This is a genomic window from Nocardiopsis valliformis DSM 45023, from assembly GCF_000340985.1.
GTDB lineage: Bacteria > Actinomycetota > Actinomycetes > Streptosporangiales > Streptosporangiaceae > Nocardiopsis > Nocardiopsis exhalans.
In genome coordinates, this window is record NZ_ANAZ01000011.1 from 20,001 (window position 1) to 37,400 (window position 17,400).

Annotated in this window: 9 protein-coding genes; 6 read left to right on the forward strand and 3 right to left on the reverse strand. The window is 69.7% G+C overall.

The features are described 5' to 3' along the window. The first annotated feature begins 88 nt into the window (after window positions 1-88). From D457_RS0112080 to D457_RS0112090, 3 genes are read left to right on the forward strand one after another with little or no spacing between them, the layout of a single operon-like run. Entirely contained in the window at window positions 89-1,048 is a 960-nt protein-coding gene (locus tag D457_RS0112080; RefSeq protein WP_239646079.1) for an ABC transporter substrate-binding protein, read from the forward strand. Beyond that, window positions 1,045-2,115: a FecCD family ABC transporter permease gene (locus D457_RS0112085; RefSeq protein ID WP_017580926.1), complete on the forward strand. Its 1,071-nt coding sequence runs from the start codon at window positions 1,045-1,047 to the stop codon at window positions 2,113-2,115. Before D457_RS0112080 ends, D457_RS0112085 begins: the two co-directional genes overlap by 4 nt. Further along, window positions 2,112-2,906, forward strand: coding sequence for an ABC transporter ATP-binding protein (locus D457_RS0112090; RefSeq protein WP_017580927.1), 795 nt, complete (start codon window positions 2,112-2,114; stop codon window positions 2,904-2,906). The genes D457_RS0112085 and D457_RS0112090 overlap by 4 nt, the downstream gene beginning before the upstream one ends. 133 nt (window positions 2,907-3,039) lie before the next feature. On the opposite strand, the gene D457_RS37480 is transcribed toward D457_RS0112090, so the two are convergent. Further along, window positions 3,040-5,469, reverse strand: a complete 2,430-nt coding sequence (locus tag D457_RS37480; RefSeq protein WP_017580928.1) for a M14 family metallopeptidase — start codon at window positions 5,467-5,469, stop codon at window positions 3,040-3,042. A 378-nt stretch (window positions 5,470-5,847) separates the two neighbouring features. Here D457_RS37480 and D457_RS0112100 point away from each other — a divergent pair, with 378 nt between their 5' ends. Then, entirely contained in the window at window positions 5,848-6,471 is a 624-nt protein-coding gene (locus D457_RS0112100) for a GyrI-like domain-containing protein (RefSeq protein WP_017580929.1), read from the forward strand. Between the two features lie 124 nt (window positions 6,472-6,595). On the opposite strand, the gene D457_RS37485 is transcribed toward D457_RS0112100, so the two are convergent. Next, on the reverse strand, window positions 6,596-10,096 hold the full coding sequence (locus D457_RS37485; RefSeq protein WP_017580930.1) for a DUF4132 domain-containing protein: 3,501 nt from the start codon (window positions 10,094-10,096) through the stop codon (window positions 6,596-6,598). Between the two features lie 172 nt (window positions 10,097-10,268). Here D457_RS37485 and D457_RS37795 point away from each other — a divergent pair, with 172 nt between their 5' ends. Further along, entirely contained in the window at window positions 10,269-10,655 is a 387-nt protein-coding gene (locus D457_RS37795) for an NACHT N-terminal Helical domain 1-containing protein (protein WP_394297043.1), read from the forward strand. Here D457_RS37795 and D457_RS0112110 read toward each other — a convergent pair. After that, window positions 10,583-10,981 carry a VOC family protein gene (locus tag D457_RS0112110; protein ID WP_017580931.1) on the reverse strand — a complete coding sequence of 133 codons (399 nt, stop codon included), beginning with the start codon at window positions 10,979-10,981 and terminating at the stop codon, window positions 10,583-10,585. The genes D457_RS37795 and D457_RS0112110 overlap by 73 nt on opposite strands. Before the next feature lie 600 nt (window positions 10,982-11,581). Here D457_RS0112110 and D457_RS0112115 point away from each other — a divergent pair. Further along, window positions 11,582-17,065: an ATP-binding protein gene (locus D457_RS0112115; RefSeq protein WP_017580932.1), complete on the forward strand. Its 5,484-nt coding sequence runs from the start codon at window positions 11,582-11,584 to the stop codon at window positions 17,063-17,065. Window positions 17,066-17,400 lie beyond the last annotated feature (335 nt).

The following is a 17,400-nucleotide window of genomic DNA, read 5'->3' on the forward strand; positions in this document are numbered from 1 at the left end:
AGTGGAAACTACGGTGCGAACACGATTCGCTACTTTTGGTGTTGTCGGTTTGCTGCTGGCCTCGGCTGGTTGCGGGGCCTCCGAACCCGTGCCCGAACACACCGCCGTCGCCGGTGAGAACGCAACGAAATATCCCCTGGCCGTGGAGAACTGCGGTCAGGAAGTCACGTTCGACGCCGCTCCGCAGCGGGTCGTCTCCCTCGACCAGGGGTCGACGGAGATCCTGCTCTCCCTCGGGCTGGAGGAGCGCATGGTGGGGACGGCGTCGTGGACCGACCCCGTGCGCGAGAACCTGGCCCAGGCCAACGGCGAGGTGCCCCGACTGGCGGACGAAGCGCCGACATACGAGGTGACCCTGGACACCGACCCCGACTTCGTGACGGCGTCGTTCGGACGCCACTTCGCCCAGGGCGGAGTGGCCGAGCGCAGCCGGTTCGCCGAGGCGGAGATCCAGACGTACCTGTCGCCGACGGACTGCGACGGTGAGATGAGCATCAACGGCGGCGGCACCCGCACCAACCCGCTGACGCTCGACCCCCTCTACCAGGAGATCCGCGAACTCGCCCGGATCTTCGACGTGCCGAGCCGGGGCGAGGAACTGGTCGACGAGTTGGAGACCCGGCGCCAGACCGCGCTGGACGACATCGACGCCTCGGACTCGAGCATGGTGTTCTGGTTCTCGGACCTGAAGACGCCCTACGTCGCCGGAGGGATGGGGTCGGGGAACGTACTGGCCGCCGAGGTCGGCGCCTCGAACGCGTTCGCCGACCTCGACGACGACTGGCCGGCCACCACCTGGGAGGTCTTCGTCGACCGGGACCCCGACGTCATCGTCCTGGGTGACCTGAGCCGCGAGCGGGCACCCGGTGACCAGCTGCAGGAGAAGATCGACTTCCTGCGGACCGATCCGGTCACGAAGGATCTCGCCGCGGTCCGGGAGGAGCGGTTCGTCTCCCTGCACGGAGCCGAGATGAACCCGTCGATCAGGATCATCGACGGGCTGGAGGGCCTCGCCGAAGGACTGCGTTCCCTTGAGGAGACCCGGTGACGCTCAGCCCCTCCCGGCCGGCGTCCGGCTTCCTCCCGACACTTCCGGACCGCTCAGGGCTGCGGTTCCTGGGGGTCACCTCGGGAACGCTGGCGCTGCTGCTCGTGTCGATCGGGGTGGCGATCACCCTGGGACCCGCCGACGTGTCCCTGGTCAACGTGCGCGACATCGTGCTCAACCACCTCGGGATCACCGACGTCCCGGTCCGGGTATCCAAGGACGCGATCGTGTGGAACGACCGCCTGCCCCGGTCCCTGGTGGCCGCGGCCTGCGGCGCCGGACTGGGTCTGTGCGGGGTGATCCTGCAGTCCCTGCTGCGCAACCCGCTAGCCGACCCCTACGTCCTGGGGATTTCCTCGGGGGCCTCGACCGGCGCCGTCGTCATCGGGATCCTGGGGATCGGCGGCACCGCGCTCGGTGTCTCCGGGGGTGCGTTCATCGGCTCGGTCACGGCCTTCACCATCGTCCTGCTGCTCGTGGGCATGACCGGCGGAGGCAACGACAAGGTGATCCTGGCCGGGATCGCCGTGACACAGCTGTTCTCCGCGCTGACCTCCTTCGTCGTCTTCGCCTTCGCCGACTCGGATCAGGCCCGGGGTGTGATGTTCTGGCTGCTCGGCTCCCTCGAGGGGGTGCGCTGGAACGACGTGGTGCTGTGCGGCCTCGTCGTCCTCGCCGGAACGGTCTTTTGCCTCCTGCGGGCTCCGGTCCTGGATGCGTTCGCGTTCGGAGACGACGTGGCCTCCTCCCTGGGCGTGTCCGTGCGACAGGCCCGCATCACGTTCATGACCGTCACGGCGCTGCTCACCGCGACGATGGTGAGCGTGGCCGGTGCCATCGGGTTCGTCGGTCTCGTGCTCCCGCACGCGGCCCGCTTCCTGACCGGCCCCCTCCACGCCCGCCTGGTGCCCGTGACCGCGCTGGCCGGAGCGGTCTTCATGGTGTGGGTCGACGCGATCTCGAGGGTGGCCTTCGCCCCCTCACCGCTGCCCATCGGCGTCGGTACCGCCCTGGTCGGTGTGCCCGTCTTCATCGGCATCATGTTCCGTCGAAGGAGGACCCTGTGACACTCCGGACCCGAGAGGTCACGTGGAGCCGCGGCGGCCAGCTCGTTGTCGACGGCATCACCCTGAGCCCGCGCCCGGGCGAGACCATCGGGCTCCTGGGCCCCAACGGCTCGGGCAAGTCCTCTCTGATCAGGCTGCTCTGCGGTGCGGTGCGGCCCACCTCCGGCGCCGTCGTACTCGACGGCACCCCGCTCACCGAACTCGCACGGCGGGACGCGGCCCGTGCCATCGCCACCGTCACCCAGCACGCCGACACGGTCGTGGACATCATGGTCCGGGACATCGTCGCCCTCGGCCGTATCCCCCACCGGGGCGCTTTCGGGGGCGACCGGGAACGGGACTCCGAGGCCGTGGCCGACGCGCTGGAGCGAACCGGGCTCACCCACAAGGCAGGGGAGCTGTGGCACCGGCTCTCCGGCGGCGAGAAGCAGCGCGTTCACATCGCCCGCGCGCTGGCCCAACAGCCTCGGGAACTGCTCCTCGACGAGCCCACGAACCACCTCGACATCCGCTACCAGCTCGATCTGCTCCAACTCGTCACCGAGCTGCCGGTCACTACCGTCGTAGCCCTCCACGACCTGAACCTCGCGGCGATGTTCTGCGACACGCTCATGGTGCTCAAGAGCGGTCGTGTCATCGCGGCCGGTCCCCCCGACGAGGTCCTGACACCGGAGCTCATCGCCGATGTCTACGAGGTCAACGCCGCCGTCCGGATCGATGACCAGACCAACCGTCCGCTGATCACCTTCCGCCCGGGCCGGGTCCCCGGCCAAGCCCCGGCGCGCAGCTGACGCGGGGCGTCACGGCCCCGGCCCCGGGCCCGGGGCGGTGTTCGGTGTCGGTGAGCTCCGCACTGGCACGGCAGGGCCCTGCCCGGGGCCTGGGATCCCCGGGCAGGGCCGTATCTTGGCCGGTGCGGTCGGGTCAGTCAGTGATCGTCCAGGTCCCCCTGCGGTGGTTGCGGGCGTTGCCGTCGGGGTCGTAGCCGCCCTCGGTGTTACCGGCGATGTCCACCACGAACCAGTGGACGGTGGTGGTCTCCTCGATCAGCAGGGTCTCCAGCTCCCCGCGCACGCCCGTGAGCTCCAGCTTGGGCGAATCGAAGTCCGGTCGGCTGCCGTCGAGGGTGTAGTAGATCTCGGCGGGTTCGTTGGTCTGGAAGGTGACCTCCACCGGGCCGGAGTGCTCACCCGGGCGCGGCGAGACCGAAGAGCGCGGGCGGTACCGGTCGTTCTGGTACTCCAGCGCCACCTCCAGCATGGTGTAGAGCCCGTTGGCGTACTCCATGCCCTGCGCGTGGGCCTCGTCCCACGGAGGCTGGAAACCCGCCTGGCCCAGCTCGAAGTTCCAGGCGAAGATGCCGTTCTCGTACCAGAGGTGGTCGCCGGAGTTGCCTGCGGCCGAGTACAGGACGTCGATGATCGGGCCGGTACGCGCCGGGGTCACCACGGTGCCGCGGTGTTCCTTGATCGCGGTCAGGATGCTCGCTGAGGACTCCCAGAAGTAGGCCTCCTCCATCGCCGACGGCCGCGGCGTGGGGACGCGCCCCTGCGCGATGTAGGCGCCCGGCGACCACATGAAGTAGTCGCCCGAGGAGTGGATGTTCATCGAGAAGTCGATGTTGTCGTGGGTGTCGACCAGCCACACCAGGTTCTGGTTCTCCGGCTGCGACAGCGGCCCCAGCTCCTCCGGCCCGGCGAACGTGGTGCTGGTGCAGCTGAAGGATGCGCCCGCGTAGCCGTCCCACAGGGTGTAGGCGCCGTAGTTGCGGTTGTTGTCCACACCCCACTGCGCGCCCCGCTCCACGGCCCACTGGTCGCGTGCGCCGTCGGTGTCGCAGTAGTTGGTCATGTTCTTGCGGTGCATCGGAACGTCGTAGAACGAGTAGTTCGCGCCGTCGGGGTTGAACGAGGGCATCAGGAAGATGTCCAGTTCGTCCACCAGCTCGGTGGTGGTGTCGTGGATGCCGTAGTTGCGCACCAGGCGCTCGGCGGTCTCGATGGTCACCAGCGGGGTCTGCCACTCCCGGGCGTGCTCCTGTGCGTAACCCAGCACACCGGTCTTGGAACCGTCCCGGGTGGCGCCGATGCGCAGTGCGTACACCGTCGCCGGTTCACGGGAGACCTCGTCGGGGGCGTTGAGGAAGTCACTGGCCTGGACCTGCTCGGCCCGTACCGTTCCGTCCCCGGCGTTGCCCCGGAAGGTGAAGGCCCGGACCAGGTCACCGGCCCCGGCGTTGACCGCGTCCACGACCTCGGCCGCGGTCGTGGTGATCTCCCCACTGCCGTCGGTGGCCAGGGACACGGTGATCTCGTCGCCCTCGACGCCGACCGACAGGTCGGAGCTGGGCGCGGAGGGGGCGTGCAGGTCCACCACGACGTCGTTGCCGCCCTCGTGCCCGTAGGCGAGCGACTCCACGATCACACCGCGGTCGGCGTTGCGGCCGTTCACCTCCACCCCGAGGATCGCCTGGGCGTGGCGGCGGTAACCGTTGGTCAGGTGGGGCAGCTCGATGACCTCGGCGATGTCCGGGTACTCGTCGGCGATATGGTGAATGCGCTCGTACAGCTCACCCGGGGTCATGTAGGCGTTGAGGAAGTCCGTGTAGGGCAGCGGGTCCCCGGGGCCGTCAGGATCGGGCAGCCACTCGTCGACCTCGGCGACCGCGGTACCGCCGTGCGGGCTGGTGACCCGGATCCGGTCGGGCCGCTCCTGCACCTGTGCCTGGCCGCGGTGGTACATGTACACCCCGACGTCGACGAAGGGGTTTAGGGTCTGTGTGCCGCCGTCACCGATCTCGGTACCGGGCCCGGCGTCGCGCTCCACGGTCAGCTGGAAGCGCCCGTCCTGCCCGAGGCTGGAGCCGACCTCCACGGACAGGAAGGAACCGCTGCGGCTCTCGAAGTAGTCCGCCCGCAGGATCTGCAGGTCGTCGGAGTCGGTTGCGGAGAAGGTCCCGACTTCGTTCTCGGCTCGCAGCTCCTCGATGGCGGCTTCGCGCTCCTCGACGCGCTCCTGGGCGTCGGACTCGGTGTAGACGACGTCGCCGAAGGTGAACCCGGCGTCGTTGTAGGTGTCCAGGTCGAAGGGTCCGATCACGGCCTGTGCGACGAACCCGTGCTCTCCGTCCGGGTCCACCTGAGCGATGTCACCGCCCAGCTCCACGAGCTGGTCGAGTTGCTCGCGGTCGTTCAGGAAGACCTCCACCACGGAGACCTCGTCGAGTTCGAGAGTGGTCGCGCCGGGTTCGGCCGTCGCGGGCACCGAGGTCGGCAGCAGCAGTGCGAGAGCCGCTCCGACGACGATCCCGGTGCGTGCACCGCGCCGCGACCGACTCCATGTCACGTATCCCATCCAGGTCCTTTGCGCTCAGCGCGGAGCAGGCGGGTGGCCCGGCATCCGCGACAAGGGGTGCCACCGCCGGTCGGGCGGTGACGGACGGGCACGATCGGACCGGCCGCGGGACCACAGGGCAGCACTCACACCGTCGGGATCAACGTGCTCTGCGAGGAGATGGGGGAGGTGGGGGTAGGGGACACGGGGGAAGTACCCGGGGTGGACGGCGCGGCCACCGTCACGCACCCGAATCTGGCTGTCGGTCCGAGGCTGCCGTGGGGCCGGGGCCGCGTCAAGGACGGTAAGGCGAGAAATGTGAGCGGAGTGCCGTCACGGCTCGCAGTGGCACTGTGACACGATCGAGCAGCGCACTGAACGGGGGAGTACGGTCCGCCGATGACCGAGAAGACCGACTTTAAGAAGAGCCTCGACTCCTACCAGGCCGAACGCGGCCGGTTCCGGATCTTGGAGGTCCCCGACCGCCAGTACCTCGTGGTCGACGGCCACGGCGACCCGAACACCTCGGCTCTCTTCAGCGAGGGCATTGAGGCGATCTACCCGGTGGCCTACAAACTGAAGTTCGCCAGCAAGCGCGAGCTCAGCCGCGACTACGTGGTGCCGCCCCTGGAGGGCCTGTGGTGGGCCCGGGACATGGACACCTTCACAGTGGCGAGGGACAAGTCGAAGTGGGACTGGACGCTGATGCTCATGGTCCCGGACTGGATCGGCCCGGACATGGTTTCCGTCGCCGTCGAGCAGGCGGGGCGGAAGAACTGCCCGACCCGGCTCGACGACGTCCGGCTGGAATCGCTGCACGAAGGCCGTTGCGTGCAGACGCTACACCTGGGCCCCTTCGACGACGAGGCCGCCGTGCTCGCGCGCATGCACGACGAGTTCATTCCGGAAAACGGGCTGCGGATGGTCGGCAGGCACCACGAGATCTACCTCAGCGACCCCCGCAGGAGTGCACCCGAGAAGCTCCGCACCATCCTCCGGCAACCCGTCAGCTCCGCTGACTGAACGCCGAAGTACCGAATTCCTGCTCTGAGTGCGCGGGCTGCCGACCGTCCCGGCCCCGAGATCAGGACCGGAACGGGAGGTGCGCTCCGCGGTACACACGGGGTTCGGGGCGGGAGTTCTGCGCTCAGTCCTTGGCCAGGGCGCCCTCGGTCACCAGACGCGCCTGGAGGTCCGCGACCCGCTCGCGGCACTCCACGGCCGTCCACACCAGGGCGGTGACGCCCGTCAACAGCCATGCATCGGTGATCGCGGGCAGGAAGGAACGGACGATCCCGGCGAGCTCCTCGACGCACTTCCTCTTCTCGGGCAGTTTCATGTCCCGAGGCTCCGCCCGGTCCGTGGCGGAGGCGATTCCACGTCCCAGATCCTCCGGCACGGCTTTGAGGAGGGTCGCGGCCAGCTCCGCGTCCACGGCCCGGAGCGCGGCCGACCCCTCCTGGTCCCGCACCCGCATGTGCTGCCACCAGCCCGGCGGAAGCACCAGCGCCGTTCCCGCCGCGTACCGGTGGCAGTACTCACGGACCGCCATCAGGCCGCTGGAACCGCCCCGGCCGATGCGGTGGGCGGCCAGGATCCGACCCTCGGAGTCCACCAGCTCCTGGTGGCGTCGGCTCACACGGCGGACGGTGACCTCCGCGCCGCCGGGGAAGCGCCCCCGTTCCTCCGTGGCCTCTCCCGGACCCTCACCGTGTTCGTGCGTGCACCCCTTGAGCGGTCGGCCTCCGACCTGGGCGGTGAGGCACACCGAACACCACCGCTTTTCGACGGAGGACCCCAAGCGGGTCGTCAGCACCGGTTCGAGACCTTCGGGCCTGACCTGCCTCATCGAGGAATCGAAGGTCCTCACCCCGTAGGCGAGGTACAGGTCGGGCCCGCACTCCTCGAGAGCGTAGGAGTAGTGGGGATCCAAGCCCTCCAGCACGGGGAAGTGCAGCTCATCGGTCACACCACCGCTCAGGGTCACGGCCAGGGACTCGGCCACCCGGGCCCCGGCCAGGATCGGCCGCACCCGATTGATGACCTGCGGGGTGGGTTCCCTCCAGAGGAAGCGCTCCGCCGCCCGCACCGCCGCGTAGAGCACGGGCAGCCCCGGAGCGGTCGGTCCGCTGATCCATGTGCGGTGGTCGGCCAGGATGTCATCGACGACGTCGGCGCAACCGGGTGTGTGGACCAGGCCCCGCGTGTACTCCGCAATCCGCTCCCGGATCTGGCGCGCGTGATGGTCCCCGTCTTCGGGGATGGGCGAATCCGTGGAACGCCCGAACCCCGACGTGCTCTCGAACCGCGTATCCCCGTCCACCGCGGCCCGCAGGCGTTCACGCCACTGGGGATCGGCTGCCAGACCGGTGAGGTCGTGTGGTGCCGGGGCCTGGAGCAGCCAGCTCTTCGGGTTGATCGCCCGGAGCCACTCCGCTCCCTCCGGGTTCTGGCCGCGGTAGCCCTCGAGCGGCACTCCGCAGGACACGACGAAGTCGAGTGTTCCCAGCGGCTGCGGATCGTGCCAGCTGTAAGGGGACAGCAGCGGCGAGCAGTCGGCGGCCAGGCCCGCCTCGCGCAGCACCGCCCCGGCCTGGCGGAGGGGTTCACGGAGCTCTTCGGCCGGAAGCGCCATCCCCGCGTAGGTGCGCAGGAACGCGTCCGCCCAGCGTTTGACCGCTGCGCTGGAAAGCCCCGAAGCCGCACCGAAAGGCTCCTTGACCCCGCTCTCCCGGAGCACACGGGCCCAGAGTTTGGCGGCGGCGGCCTTCGCTTTGGCGGTCTGCCCGGAAGGAGCCGGGACCTGGATGGCCAGCAGCCCGCCCAACCGCGGGTCCTCGGCGACCATGGAACACAGGAGGGGGAGCAGTGCGGTCCACGTCTTGGCCGGAACCAGGGCCAGGGAACCGTTGGTGAGCATCGCCCGGACCGCGCGTGCGTCGGCTGCTCGGTCGTCGGTTCCCTCACCACCCGGCACGATTCCAGCTGCCTGGGCCAGGGTGACCAGTCCGGTCGCGAGGTCCTTGGACGCCCGGTTCTCGGCTTCGCACCAGGCGGTGACCAGTTCACGGTGGCGACGGTAGGCCTGGGCCGGGTCCAGCCGGGCGGCGAGGGCCTTGGCGTGGGTTTTCAGGCTGTGGGGGAGGGAACCGGGGGAGGGGAAGTGAGCGTAGGAATCGATGACGGCTTCCTCGTCCACGTGGTCGAGTTCGCGCTCGGCCGCCCTGGCCTGGTCGTGGAACCCGGTGGCGTAGGAGGTGTTACCGACCTCGGCGAGGACCTGCGCGCATTCGTCGAAGAAGAGGTAACGCAGGTCGGGGGCGGTCTGGAGTAGGTTGTCGGCGGCCTCGCCGAGCGCCTTGCGGGCTCGTCCGGGTTTGGCCAGGGCGACCTCGCTCTGGGCGCGGAGCACCGGCAGGAGTGCGAGAGCGTGTTCGAACAGGGCGGGGTGGCGGTCGAGCACGGCGGCCAGGAACTCGGGCGGGCGGTGGCGGGTGGTGCCGACCTCGGTCTCGGACTGCTGGACCAGGCCCAGAGCCTCCCAGAGGGCCCGCCGACCCGCGACCGAGTGGTCGGGGACGAGCATGACGATGTGTCCGTCGAGTGCGGAGTGGGACAGCCCGAGCGCGATGAGCGCGTCCTCCCCGTCTCGGCTGGGGGAGAGCGCGACACCGCCGGCATGGACGAGGGAGGCGCGTTCGTCGCGCTCGGGCAGTGGTGTGGGCGGGGCCGGGTCGCCGGTTCGGTAGTCCCTCGCGGGCACCTGCTGTTCGGTACCATCCTGGTGGTCCTTGGCGTCGGGGCTGCGCTTGTACAGCTCCATGAGGATGTTCACGCCCTCGGACCAGGCGACGTCGTCGACGGGGCCGGACGGCGTGTGCCAGGCCAGGTCGTTGACCGCCACGCAGCTCTCCAGTCCCTGCCAGCGCAGCCATACGGCCACGGGGATCGGTCCGGCGGCGTGATCGGCCCCGTAGACCTGGAAGTGTGCTGTCTCGTCGCGGATCCGCCCGCCGAGCCGATTCACCTGCTTCTCGAAGGCCGCGCCCAGGTCGTAGCCGAAGAAGGGCTGGAGCCCGACGGAGCTGGTCTCGGGGGCGAAGTCGTCCGGGCGTAGCCACACGGGCCGGTCCAGCTGAGGGGATCCGTCTGCGGCGCCGTGCTTGTCGGCGAGCGCGCGCCAGGACGGCAGGTCGGCGCCGAGTCGGACGGGATGGGGGAGGGTGAACACGGCCGCCGATGACCAGGTGCGGGTGCCGTTCAGGGCGACCAGTTCCACACCGTGCTCGGGGTGGGTGTCGCTGATCAGGCCGGGCGACTGCGTGTGCGGGGCGTCTGAGGTGGGGACGACGACGGTCCCGGCCAGTACCTGCCGCCAGACGGGGTCGGACCAGACCGCGGTGACCAGGGCGGCCGGGATCGACAGTGAACGCAGCACCCACGTCCGGACCTGTGCGCGGACGTCCTCCTCATGCCGGGCGAGGCGTCCGCGCAGGTCCCGTAGGGCGACGACGACCGGATCCCTGCCGAGGGAGGAGGGCACGCGTGCCAGCTCACGACCCTTGGGGTTACGGCAGACCAGCTGTGTCTGGGAGCCCTCGCCCCGCAGACACACCGTGTACCCGTCGCTGACGGTTACCCATCCCATTGCTGCCGCCCTCTTCGTCCGTATGTCGAGTGAGTGGCAAGCATCGTGGCACAGGGCTCTGACAGCGGTGCGGAGCGGTACTCGGGGGTGGTCTGGAACGGCTTCCTCGTAGGGGGTTGCGGGGTTCCGGGTCGGCGTACCCCCTTCACGATCGAACCCAGGGACATGCACGGTGGCATGGGAGGCGGCGGCGCTGAAGGCGGCCGGGACGGTCGGCAGTAGGGCGGGCCGGAGGTGGCTGGCCCAGCGGTCGGCGGCGGCTGACCGGGGCAGGGACCTCACCGAGCTGATCCGGGTCAACTTCCGCGACGGCATTGCCCGCCGGAAGGTTCAGCACCAGCTGGACGGGATCGTGCCAGCGGTGATGCAACGACTTCAACCACTGTGTGAGCAGGAGTTCCGCGGGCTGGACGATGCGACAAGGCCTCGCTGCCAGCAGAGCTGGCCAACCTCCTGGAGCGCGCGGACCCGTCCGGCGAAGTGGTCTCAGGGGGCAACGGGAATATGTGCCACTTCGATTCTGATTCCGTCGGGGTCCTCCACGAAAACCGCGAAGTAGCCTTCGCTGTACTCAGGGTACTCGCGTGGTTTGTGGACCACGGTCCAACCGCCGGAAGTAACGGCTTCGTGCACTCTCAGGACGCTTTCTCTTTCAGTTACCGAAAAGGAGGCGTGGTGCCAGCCGGGGCGCCCGAGTGTGTGCGGTGAGGAGTCCTCTCCCTCGACCTCGAAGAGGAGGATCTCGGGATGGGGGCCGTGCCAGGTGGTGAGCTTGTCGTTGCAGGAGCCCCTCTCGTAGCCGAGCGGCAGCAGGACCGCGTCGTAGAACCGGCGGCTCTCCGCCATCTGGGAAGTGGTCAGGGCCAGGTGGTGCAGCATGGTCATGCTGCTAATTTATCATGTTGGTTCAATGATTTATGGTAAATGCCTGTCCGTGAAATTCCCAGGGCTATTATCGGAAGTCCCTTTTTTTGGAAAAAGGGCTGGGGGAATCCCTGACCCCGTGTTCGCCGACGCGCAACGCCCCCGACCCCGGGCGGATCCACCGCAGCGGTCTTCGTGACACGGTGTCCACGACACGGAGGTGCGCCAACGGCCCTGACCATCGGGGTGGCGTGAGAATGGAGCCAGCTGCGGGTATCCGCGGCCAGGGACCGGTCTGCGGTTCCAGGGCCTCCCGGGCGGGCCGGTGTCCGACAGTCCGTAGATATCGGTCATCTCGAACCCGTCTTCCGGCCGCCCCCGGATGGCTCCCCGGCACCCTCCGCACCCACCCGGTTGTGGCAAACCTCGCGTCCGGCGTCCCCCAGCGGCCCCTAACCGAGTACTTTTTGTAGGGATCCCACAAATCTGGGGCTCCGGCGTGAGCAATTCGGGACATTGGTGTACCAGGAGGTAATCCACCAAGCTAGAAGACAGGTGCAGGCGGCGCTCCGAGACCCGGACGTCGCCTTCTGCGTGTTGGTACTTGGGAGGGGCATACCGGTGTTCAGTCGTGTCGCCATCGTCAACCGTGGAGAGGCCGCGATGCGGCTCATCCACGCCGTTCGGGATCTCTCGGCGGAAACCGGGGCCCGGATCGAGACGGTCGCCCTCTACACCGACGCCGACCGGAACTCGACCTTCGTCCGTGAGGCCGACGTCGCCTACGACCTGGGTCCGGCCTCGGCCCGGCCCTACCTCGACCTCGCCGTCCTCGAACGCGCCCTGCTGGAGACCGAGGCCGACGCCGCCTGGGTCGGCTGGGGCTTCGTCGCCGAGGACCCGGCCTTCGCCGAGCTGTGCGAGAAGATCGGCGTCACCTTCGTCGGACCCAGTCCCGAAGCCATGCGCAAACTCGGCGACAAGATCGGCGCGAAGCTGATCGCCGAGGAGGTCGGCGTCCCCGTCGCCCCCTGGAGCCGCGGTGAGGTCTCCACCCTCGAGGACGCCCTGCGCGCCGGGGACGAGATCGGCTACCCGCTGATGCTCAAGGCGACCGCTGGCGGCGGCGGCCGCGGTATCCGTATGGTCGCTTCCTCCGAGGACCTGACCGACGCCTACGAGCGCACCAGCCAGGAGGCCCTGCGCGCCTTCGGCTCCGGTGTGGTCTTCCTGGAGCGCCTGGTCACCGGCGCCCGCCACGTCGAGGTTCAGGTCATCGCCGACGGCCAGGGCACCGCCTGGGCCCTGGGCGTCCGTGACTGCTCGGTGCAGCGCCGCAACCAGAAGATCATCGAGGAGTCCGCCTCCCCGGTCCTGGAGCCCGAGCAGGTCGCCGAGCTGAAGGCCTCCGCCGAGCGCCTCGCCGTGGCCGTCGGCTACCGGGGCGCCTGCACCGTCGAGTTCCTCTACCACCCCGGTGAGCGGCTCTTCGCCTTCCTCGAGGTCAACACCCGCCTTCAGGTCGAGCACCCCATCACCGAGATCACCACCGGCACCGACCTGGTCCGCTTGCAGCTGCACGTGGCCGCCGGCGGCAAGCTCGAAGGCGTCCAGCCCGAGGAGTCCGGCCACGCCGTGGAGGCCCGGCTCAACGCCGAGGACCCCGACCGCGACTTCGCGCCCTCCCCTGGCCGCATCGCACGCCTGAACATGCCCGCCGGCCCCGGCATCCGGGTCGACACTGGTGTGCGCGAGGGCGACAGCATCCCCGCCGACTTCGACTCGATGATCGCGAAGATCATCGCCTACGGCCGCGATCGCGAGCAGGCGCTGGGCCGACTGCGCCGCGCCATGGCCGAGACCACCGTCATCATCGAGGGCGGCGCGACCAACAAGAGCTTCGTGCTCGACCTGCTCGACCAGCCTGAGGTGATCGACGGCAGCGCCGACACCGGCTGGATCGACCGGGTGCGCGCCGAGGGCCGCCTGGTCACCCACCGCCACTCCGCCGTCGCCCTGGCTGCCGCCGCCATCGAGGCCTACCGCGACGAGGAGGAGGCCAGCCGCCAGCAGCTGCTGTCCACCGCTCACGGCGGCCGCCCGCAGGTGCAGCACGACTCCGGCCGTCCCCTGGACCTCAAGCTCCGCGGGGTCGGCTACCGGGTGAGTGTGGCCCGCGTCGGGCACAACCGCTTCCGCGTCGGCGTCTCCGGCGGCGGCGACGTGTACCCGGCCGACGTCGAGGTGGAGCGCTTCGATGCCCACAGCGGCCACATCGTCGTCAACGGCGGCCGGTTCCGGTTCGTGTCAGCCACGCACGGACCGGTCCACCTGGTCGAGATCGACGGCGTCACCCACCGGGTCAGCCGCGACGAAGGCGGCGTCGTCCGTTCCCCCGCCCCCGCGCTGGTGGTCGCCACCCCGCTGGCCGTTGGCGACGAGGTCGAGGCGGGCGCGCCCATCCTCGTGCTGGAGAGCATGAAGATGGAGACGGTGCTGCGCGCGCCGTTCCGCGCCCGCGTGCGCGAGTGCCCCGTGGCCGTGGGCGGCCAGGTCGAGACCGGCGCCCCGCTGATGCGCCTGGAGCCGCTCGGCGACGACGACGCCGAGGACACCGAGGCTCAGGCCGAGACGGTCGAGATCGACCTGCCCGCACCGGTCCCGGCCGCCTCCGCCGCCCAGCGCGCCGACCAGGGCCTGAACGACCTGCGCGGCCTGCTGCTCGGATTCGACTTCGAGCCCGACGAGCGCGAGCGTGTGCTCAAGGACTACCTCACCGCCCGCTCCGGGATCGGTGTGCAGCCGGTCGAGGGCGAGCTGGACCTGCTCACCGTGTTCGCCGACCTGTCCGAGCTGAACCGCAACAAGCCCGGCGGCGGCGTCGACGCCGAGCAGGACAGCCGCGTGCACAGCCCGCGCGAGTACTTCCACAGCTACCTGCAGAGCCTGGACGTGGAGCGCGCCGGGGTCACTGAGGACTTCCAGGGCAAGCTCGCCCGGGTCCTCGCCCACTACGGCGTCACCGACCTGGACCGCACCCCGGAGCTGGAGGACGCGGTCTTCCGGATCTTCCTCGCCCAGCAGCGCATGGGCGGCTACGTCACGATCGTTTCGGAGCTGCTGCGCTGCTGGCTGGCCGACGCCCCGCCGCAGGAGGAGGTCAGCGAGCGCGCCGGTCTCGCCCTGGAACACTTGGTCGAGGCCACCCAGGTGCGTTACCCCGCCCTGTCCGACCTGGCCCGCGGCGTGGTGTTCCGCTGGTTCACCCAGCCGCTGCTGCGCCGCAACCGCGCCAAGGTCTACGCCGCCGTCCGCGATGACCTGCGCCACCTGGACCGCGACCCGAACGCTCCGGACCGCGCCGAGCGGATCCAGTCCATGGTCGCCAGCTCCGAGCCGCTGGTCCGGATCATCGGGCAGCGGATCGGCCGTCCCGGCAAGGACCACGCGCCGCTGCTGGAGGTACTGACCCGCCGCTACTACGGCAACCGCGGCCTGTCCGAGGTCACCGCGGGCCAGAGCGGGGGCTGCCAGCTGGTCACCACCGAGCACACCAACTCACACGGGGTGACCCGTGTGGTCACCACCGCCGCGGACATCACGGCTCTGCCCGAGGCTCTGGGCGCGGTCGCCGAGCTCGCCGCCGGTGCCGCCGAGCACAGTCTGGTCGCTGACCTGTACCTCACCTGGGAGGGCCAGCCGGACGCCGACGCCATGGCGGTGCGGCTCGGCCAGATCCTGGCCGAGAACCCGCTGCCCAAGGGCGTGCGCCGGGTGACCGCCACCGTGGCGGGGACCAGCGGTGCGGTCATGCACCACCACTTCACCTTCCGGCCCGAGGGCGGCTCCCTGGTCGAGGACCGGCTGATTCGCGGCCTGCACCCGCAGATCGCCCAGCGCCTGCAGCTGCAGCGGCTGCGGGAGTTCGACCTCACCCGACTGCCGTCCGCGGACGAGGAGGTCTACCTCTTCAAGGCCGTGGCGCGCAGCAACCCGTCCGACGAGCGTCTGATCGCGCTGGGCCAGGTCCGCGACCTGACCCCGCTGCGCGACCACGACGGCCGCCTGGTCGCCCTGCCCGCCGTGGAGGGCACGCTCGCCGCCTGCCTGGACGCCATCCGCAACATCCAGGCGCAGCGCCCGCACAACAAGCGCTTCGACACCAACCGCATCCTGATGTACGTGTGGCCGCCCACCGAGCTGAGCATCGACGAGCTCAACGCCCTGGTGGAGCGCATCCTGCCGACCACCGACGGAGCCGGTCTCGAAGAAGTCCAGTTCGTGGCCCGCCAGCGCACCGACGAGGGCGAGCTCACCGAACTCGCCGTGCGGATCAGCCTGGACCCGGGCAACGGCGCCAGCGTGCGCGTCGAGGAGCCCTCGACCGAGCCGGTCCTGCCGCTGGACGACTACCGGCAGAAGGTGCTGCGCGCGGCCCGCCGCGGCACCACCTACCCCTACGAGCTGACCGGCATGCTCACCGGGCCCGACGGCAGCTTCGTCGAGCACGACCTCAACGAGGACAACATCCTCGTCCCGGTGGAGCGGCCCCGCGGGCAGAACTCCGCCGCCATCGTGGCCGGTGTGGTCACCACGCCCACCGAACGCCACCCCGAGGGCGTCACCCGAGTCGTCCTGCTCGGCGACCCGACCAAGGCGCTGGGCGCGCTTTCGGAGCCCGAGTGCTCGCGGGTGATCGCCGCGATCAACCTGGCCGAGAACATGCGGGTTCCGCTGGAGTGGTTCGCGCTCTCCGCCGGTGCCCGGATCTCCATGGCCTCCGGCACCGAGAACATGGACTGGGTCGCGGCCGCGCTCAAGCGGATCGTGGAGTTCACCCAGGACGGCGGCGAGATCAACATCGTCGTCGCAGGCATCACCGTCGGCGCCCAGCCGTACTGGAACGCCGAAGCCACCATGCTCATGCACACCAAGGGCATCCTGGTGATGACGCCGGATTCGGCGATGGTGCTCACCGGCAAGCAGTCGCTGGACTTCTCCGGCGGCGTGTCGGCCGAGGACAACTTCGGTATCGGCGGCTACGACCGGGTGATGGGCCCCAACGGCCAGGCCCAGTACTGGGCGCCTAACCTGCCCGCCGCTCGCGATGTGCTGATGGCGCACTACGACCACACCTACGTCCTTCCGGGCGAAGCGGCGCCGCGCAAGGCCCTCACCATCGACCCGGACGACCGCGACGTCTCGGACTTCCCGCACAGCATCGAGGGAAGCGACTTCAGCACGGTCGGCGAGATCTTCTCGGTCGAGCACAACCCGGACCGCAAGAAGCCCTTCGACATCCGTACGGTGATGCGGGCCCTGGCCGACCAGGACCACGCGGTCCTGGAGCGCTGGGCGGGCATGGCCGACGCCGACACCTCCGCCGTCCAGGACGTGCACATCGGAGGCTGGCCGGTCTGCCTGATCGGCATCGAGTCCCGCTCCGTCGCCCGTCGCGGCTTCCCGCCCACCGACGGCCCGGACACCTACACCGCGGGCACCCTGTTCCCGCGCTCGTCCAAGAAGACCGCTCGGGCGATCAACGCCGCCTCTGGGAACCGGCCTCTGGTCGTGCTGGCGAATCTCTCCGGTTTCGACGGCTCTCCGGAGTCCATGCGCAAGCTCCAGCTGGAGTACGGCGCGGAGATCGGCCGAGCCATCGTCAACTTCGAGGGCCCGATCGTCTTCTGCGTGATCTCCCGCTACCACGGCGGGGCGTTCGTGGTCTTCTCCAAGGCGCTGAACCCGAACATGACGGTCCTCGCCCTGGAGGGCTCCTTCGCCTCCGTCCTCGGCGGCGCCCCCGCCGCCGCGGTGGTCTTCGCCGGTGAGGTCAACAAGCGCACCGCCACCGACCCGCGCGTCACGGAACTCCAGACCCGTGTGTCGGAGGCCAGCACCGACGAACGCGCCGAGCTCAACGCCGAACTCACCGAGGTCCAGTCCGCGGTCCGCGCCGAGAAGCTCAGCGAGGTCGCCACCGAGTTCGACGGCGTCCACAGCATCCAGCGCGCGGTCGAGGTGGGTTCCGTCGACGCCATCATCAGCGCAGCCGAGCTGCGCCCGAAGATCATCGAGGCCATCGCCAAGGGCATGAAGCGCTAATCCCGGACAGCGAATGTGAGCGGCCGGTCCCGAGCGGGACCGGCCGCTCATGTGGTTTCCAGGGGCCCGAAGCGGTCCTTGGTCTGTCATGATGTGCGCCTGGGGCCAGAAACTCGCTGATCCGCGATATGGTCACGCGGAGATAACGCCCCGCGTCGTCGCAGGTCGTTAAGTGTGAGCCCCGCGCACGCGGGGATGGACCGTTCTTGCCAGCGCCGTTGTAGTGCAGGACGGCGTGAGCCCCGCGCACGCGGGGATGGACCGCGGTCCGAGCAGCGCAAGAAGCAGGCGGTTCCGTGAGCCCCGCGCACGCGGGGATGGACCGCTCCCGCCCC

Excerpts from the sequence above, each read along its gene's own strand:
- D457_RS37485 (WP_017580930.1), bottom strand. The coding sequence starts at position 10,096 with ATGGGATGGGTAACCGTCAGCGACGGGTACACGGTGTGTCTGCGGGGC.
- D457_RS0112110 (WP_017580931.1), bottom strand. The coding sequence starts at position 10,981 with ATGACCATGCTGCACCACCTGGCCCTGACCACTTCCCAGATGGCGGAG.
- D457_RS0112100 (WP_017580929.1), top strand. The coding sequence starts at position 5,848 with ATGACCGAGAAGACCGACTTTAAGAAGAGCCTCGACTCCTACCAGGCC.
- D457_RS37480 (WP_017580928.1), bottom strand. The coding sequence starts at position 5,469 with ATGGGATACGTGACATGGAGTCGGTCGCGGCGCGGTGCACGCACCGGG.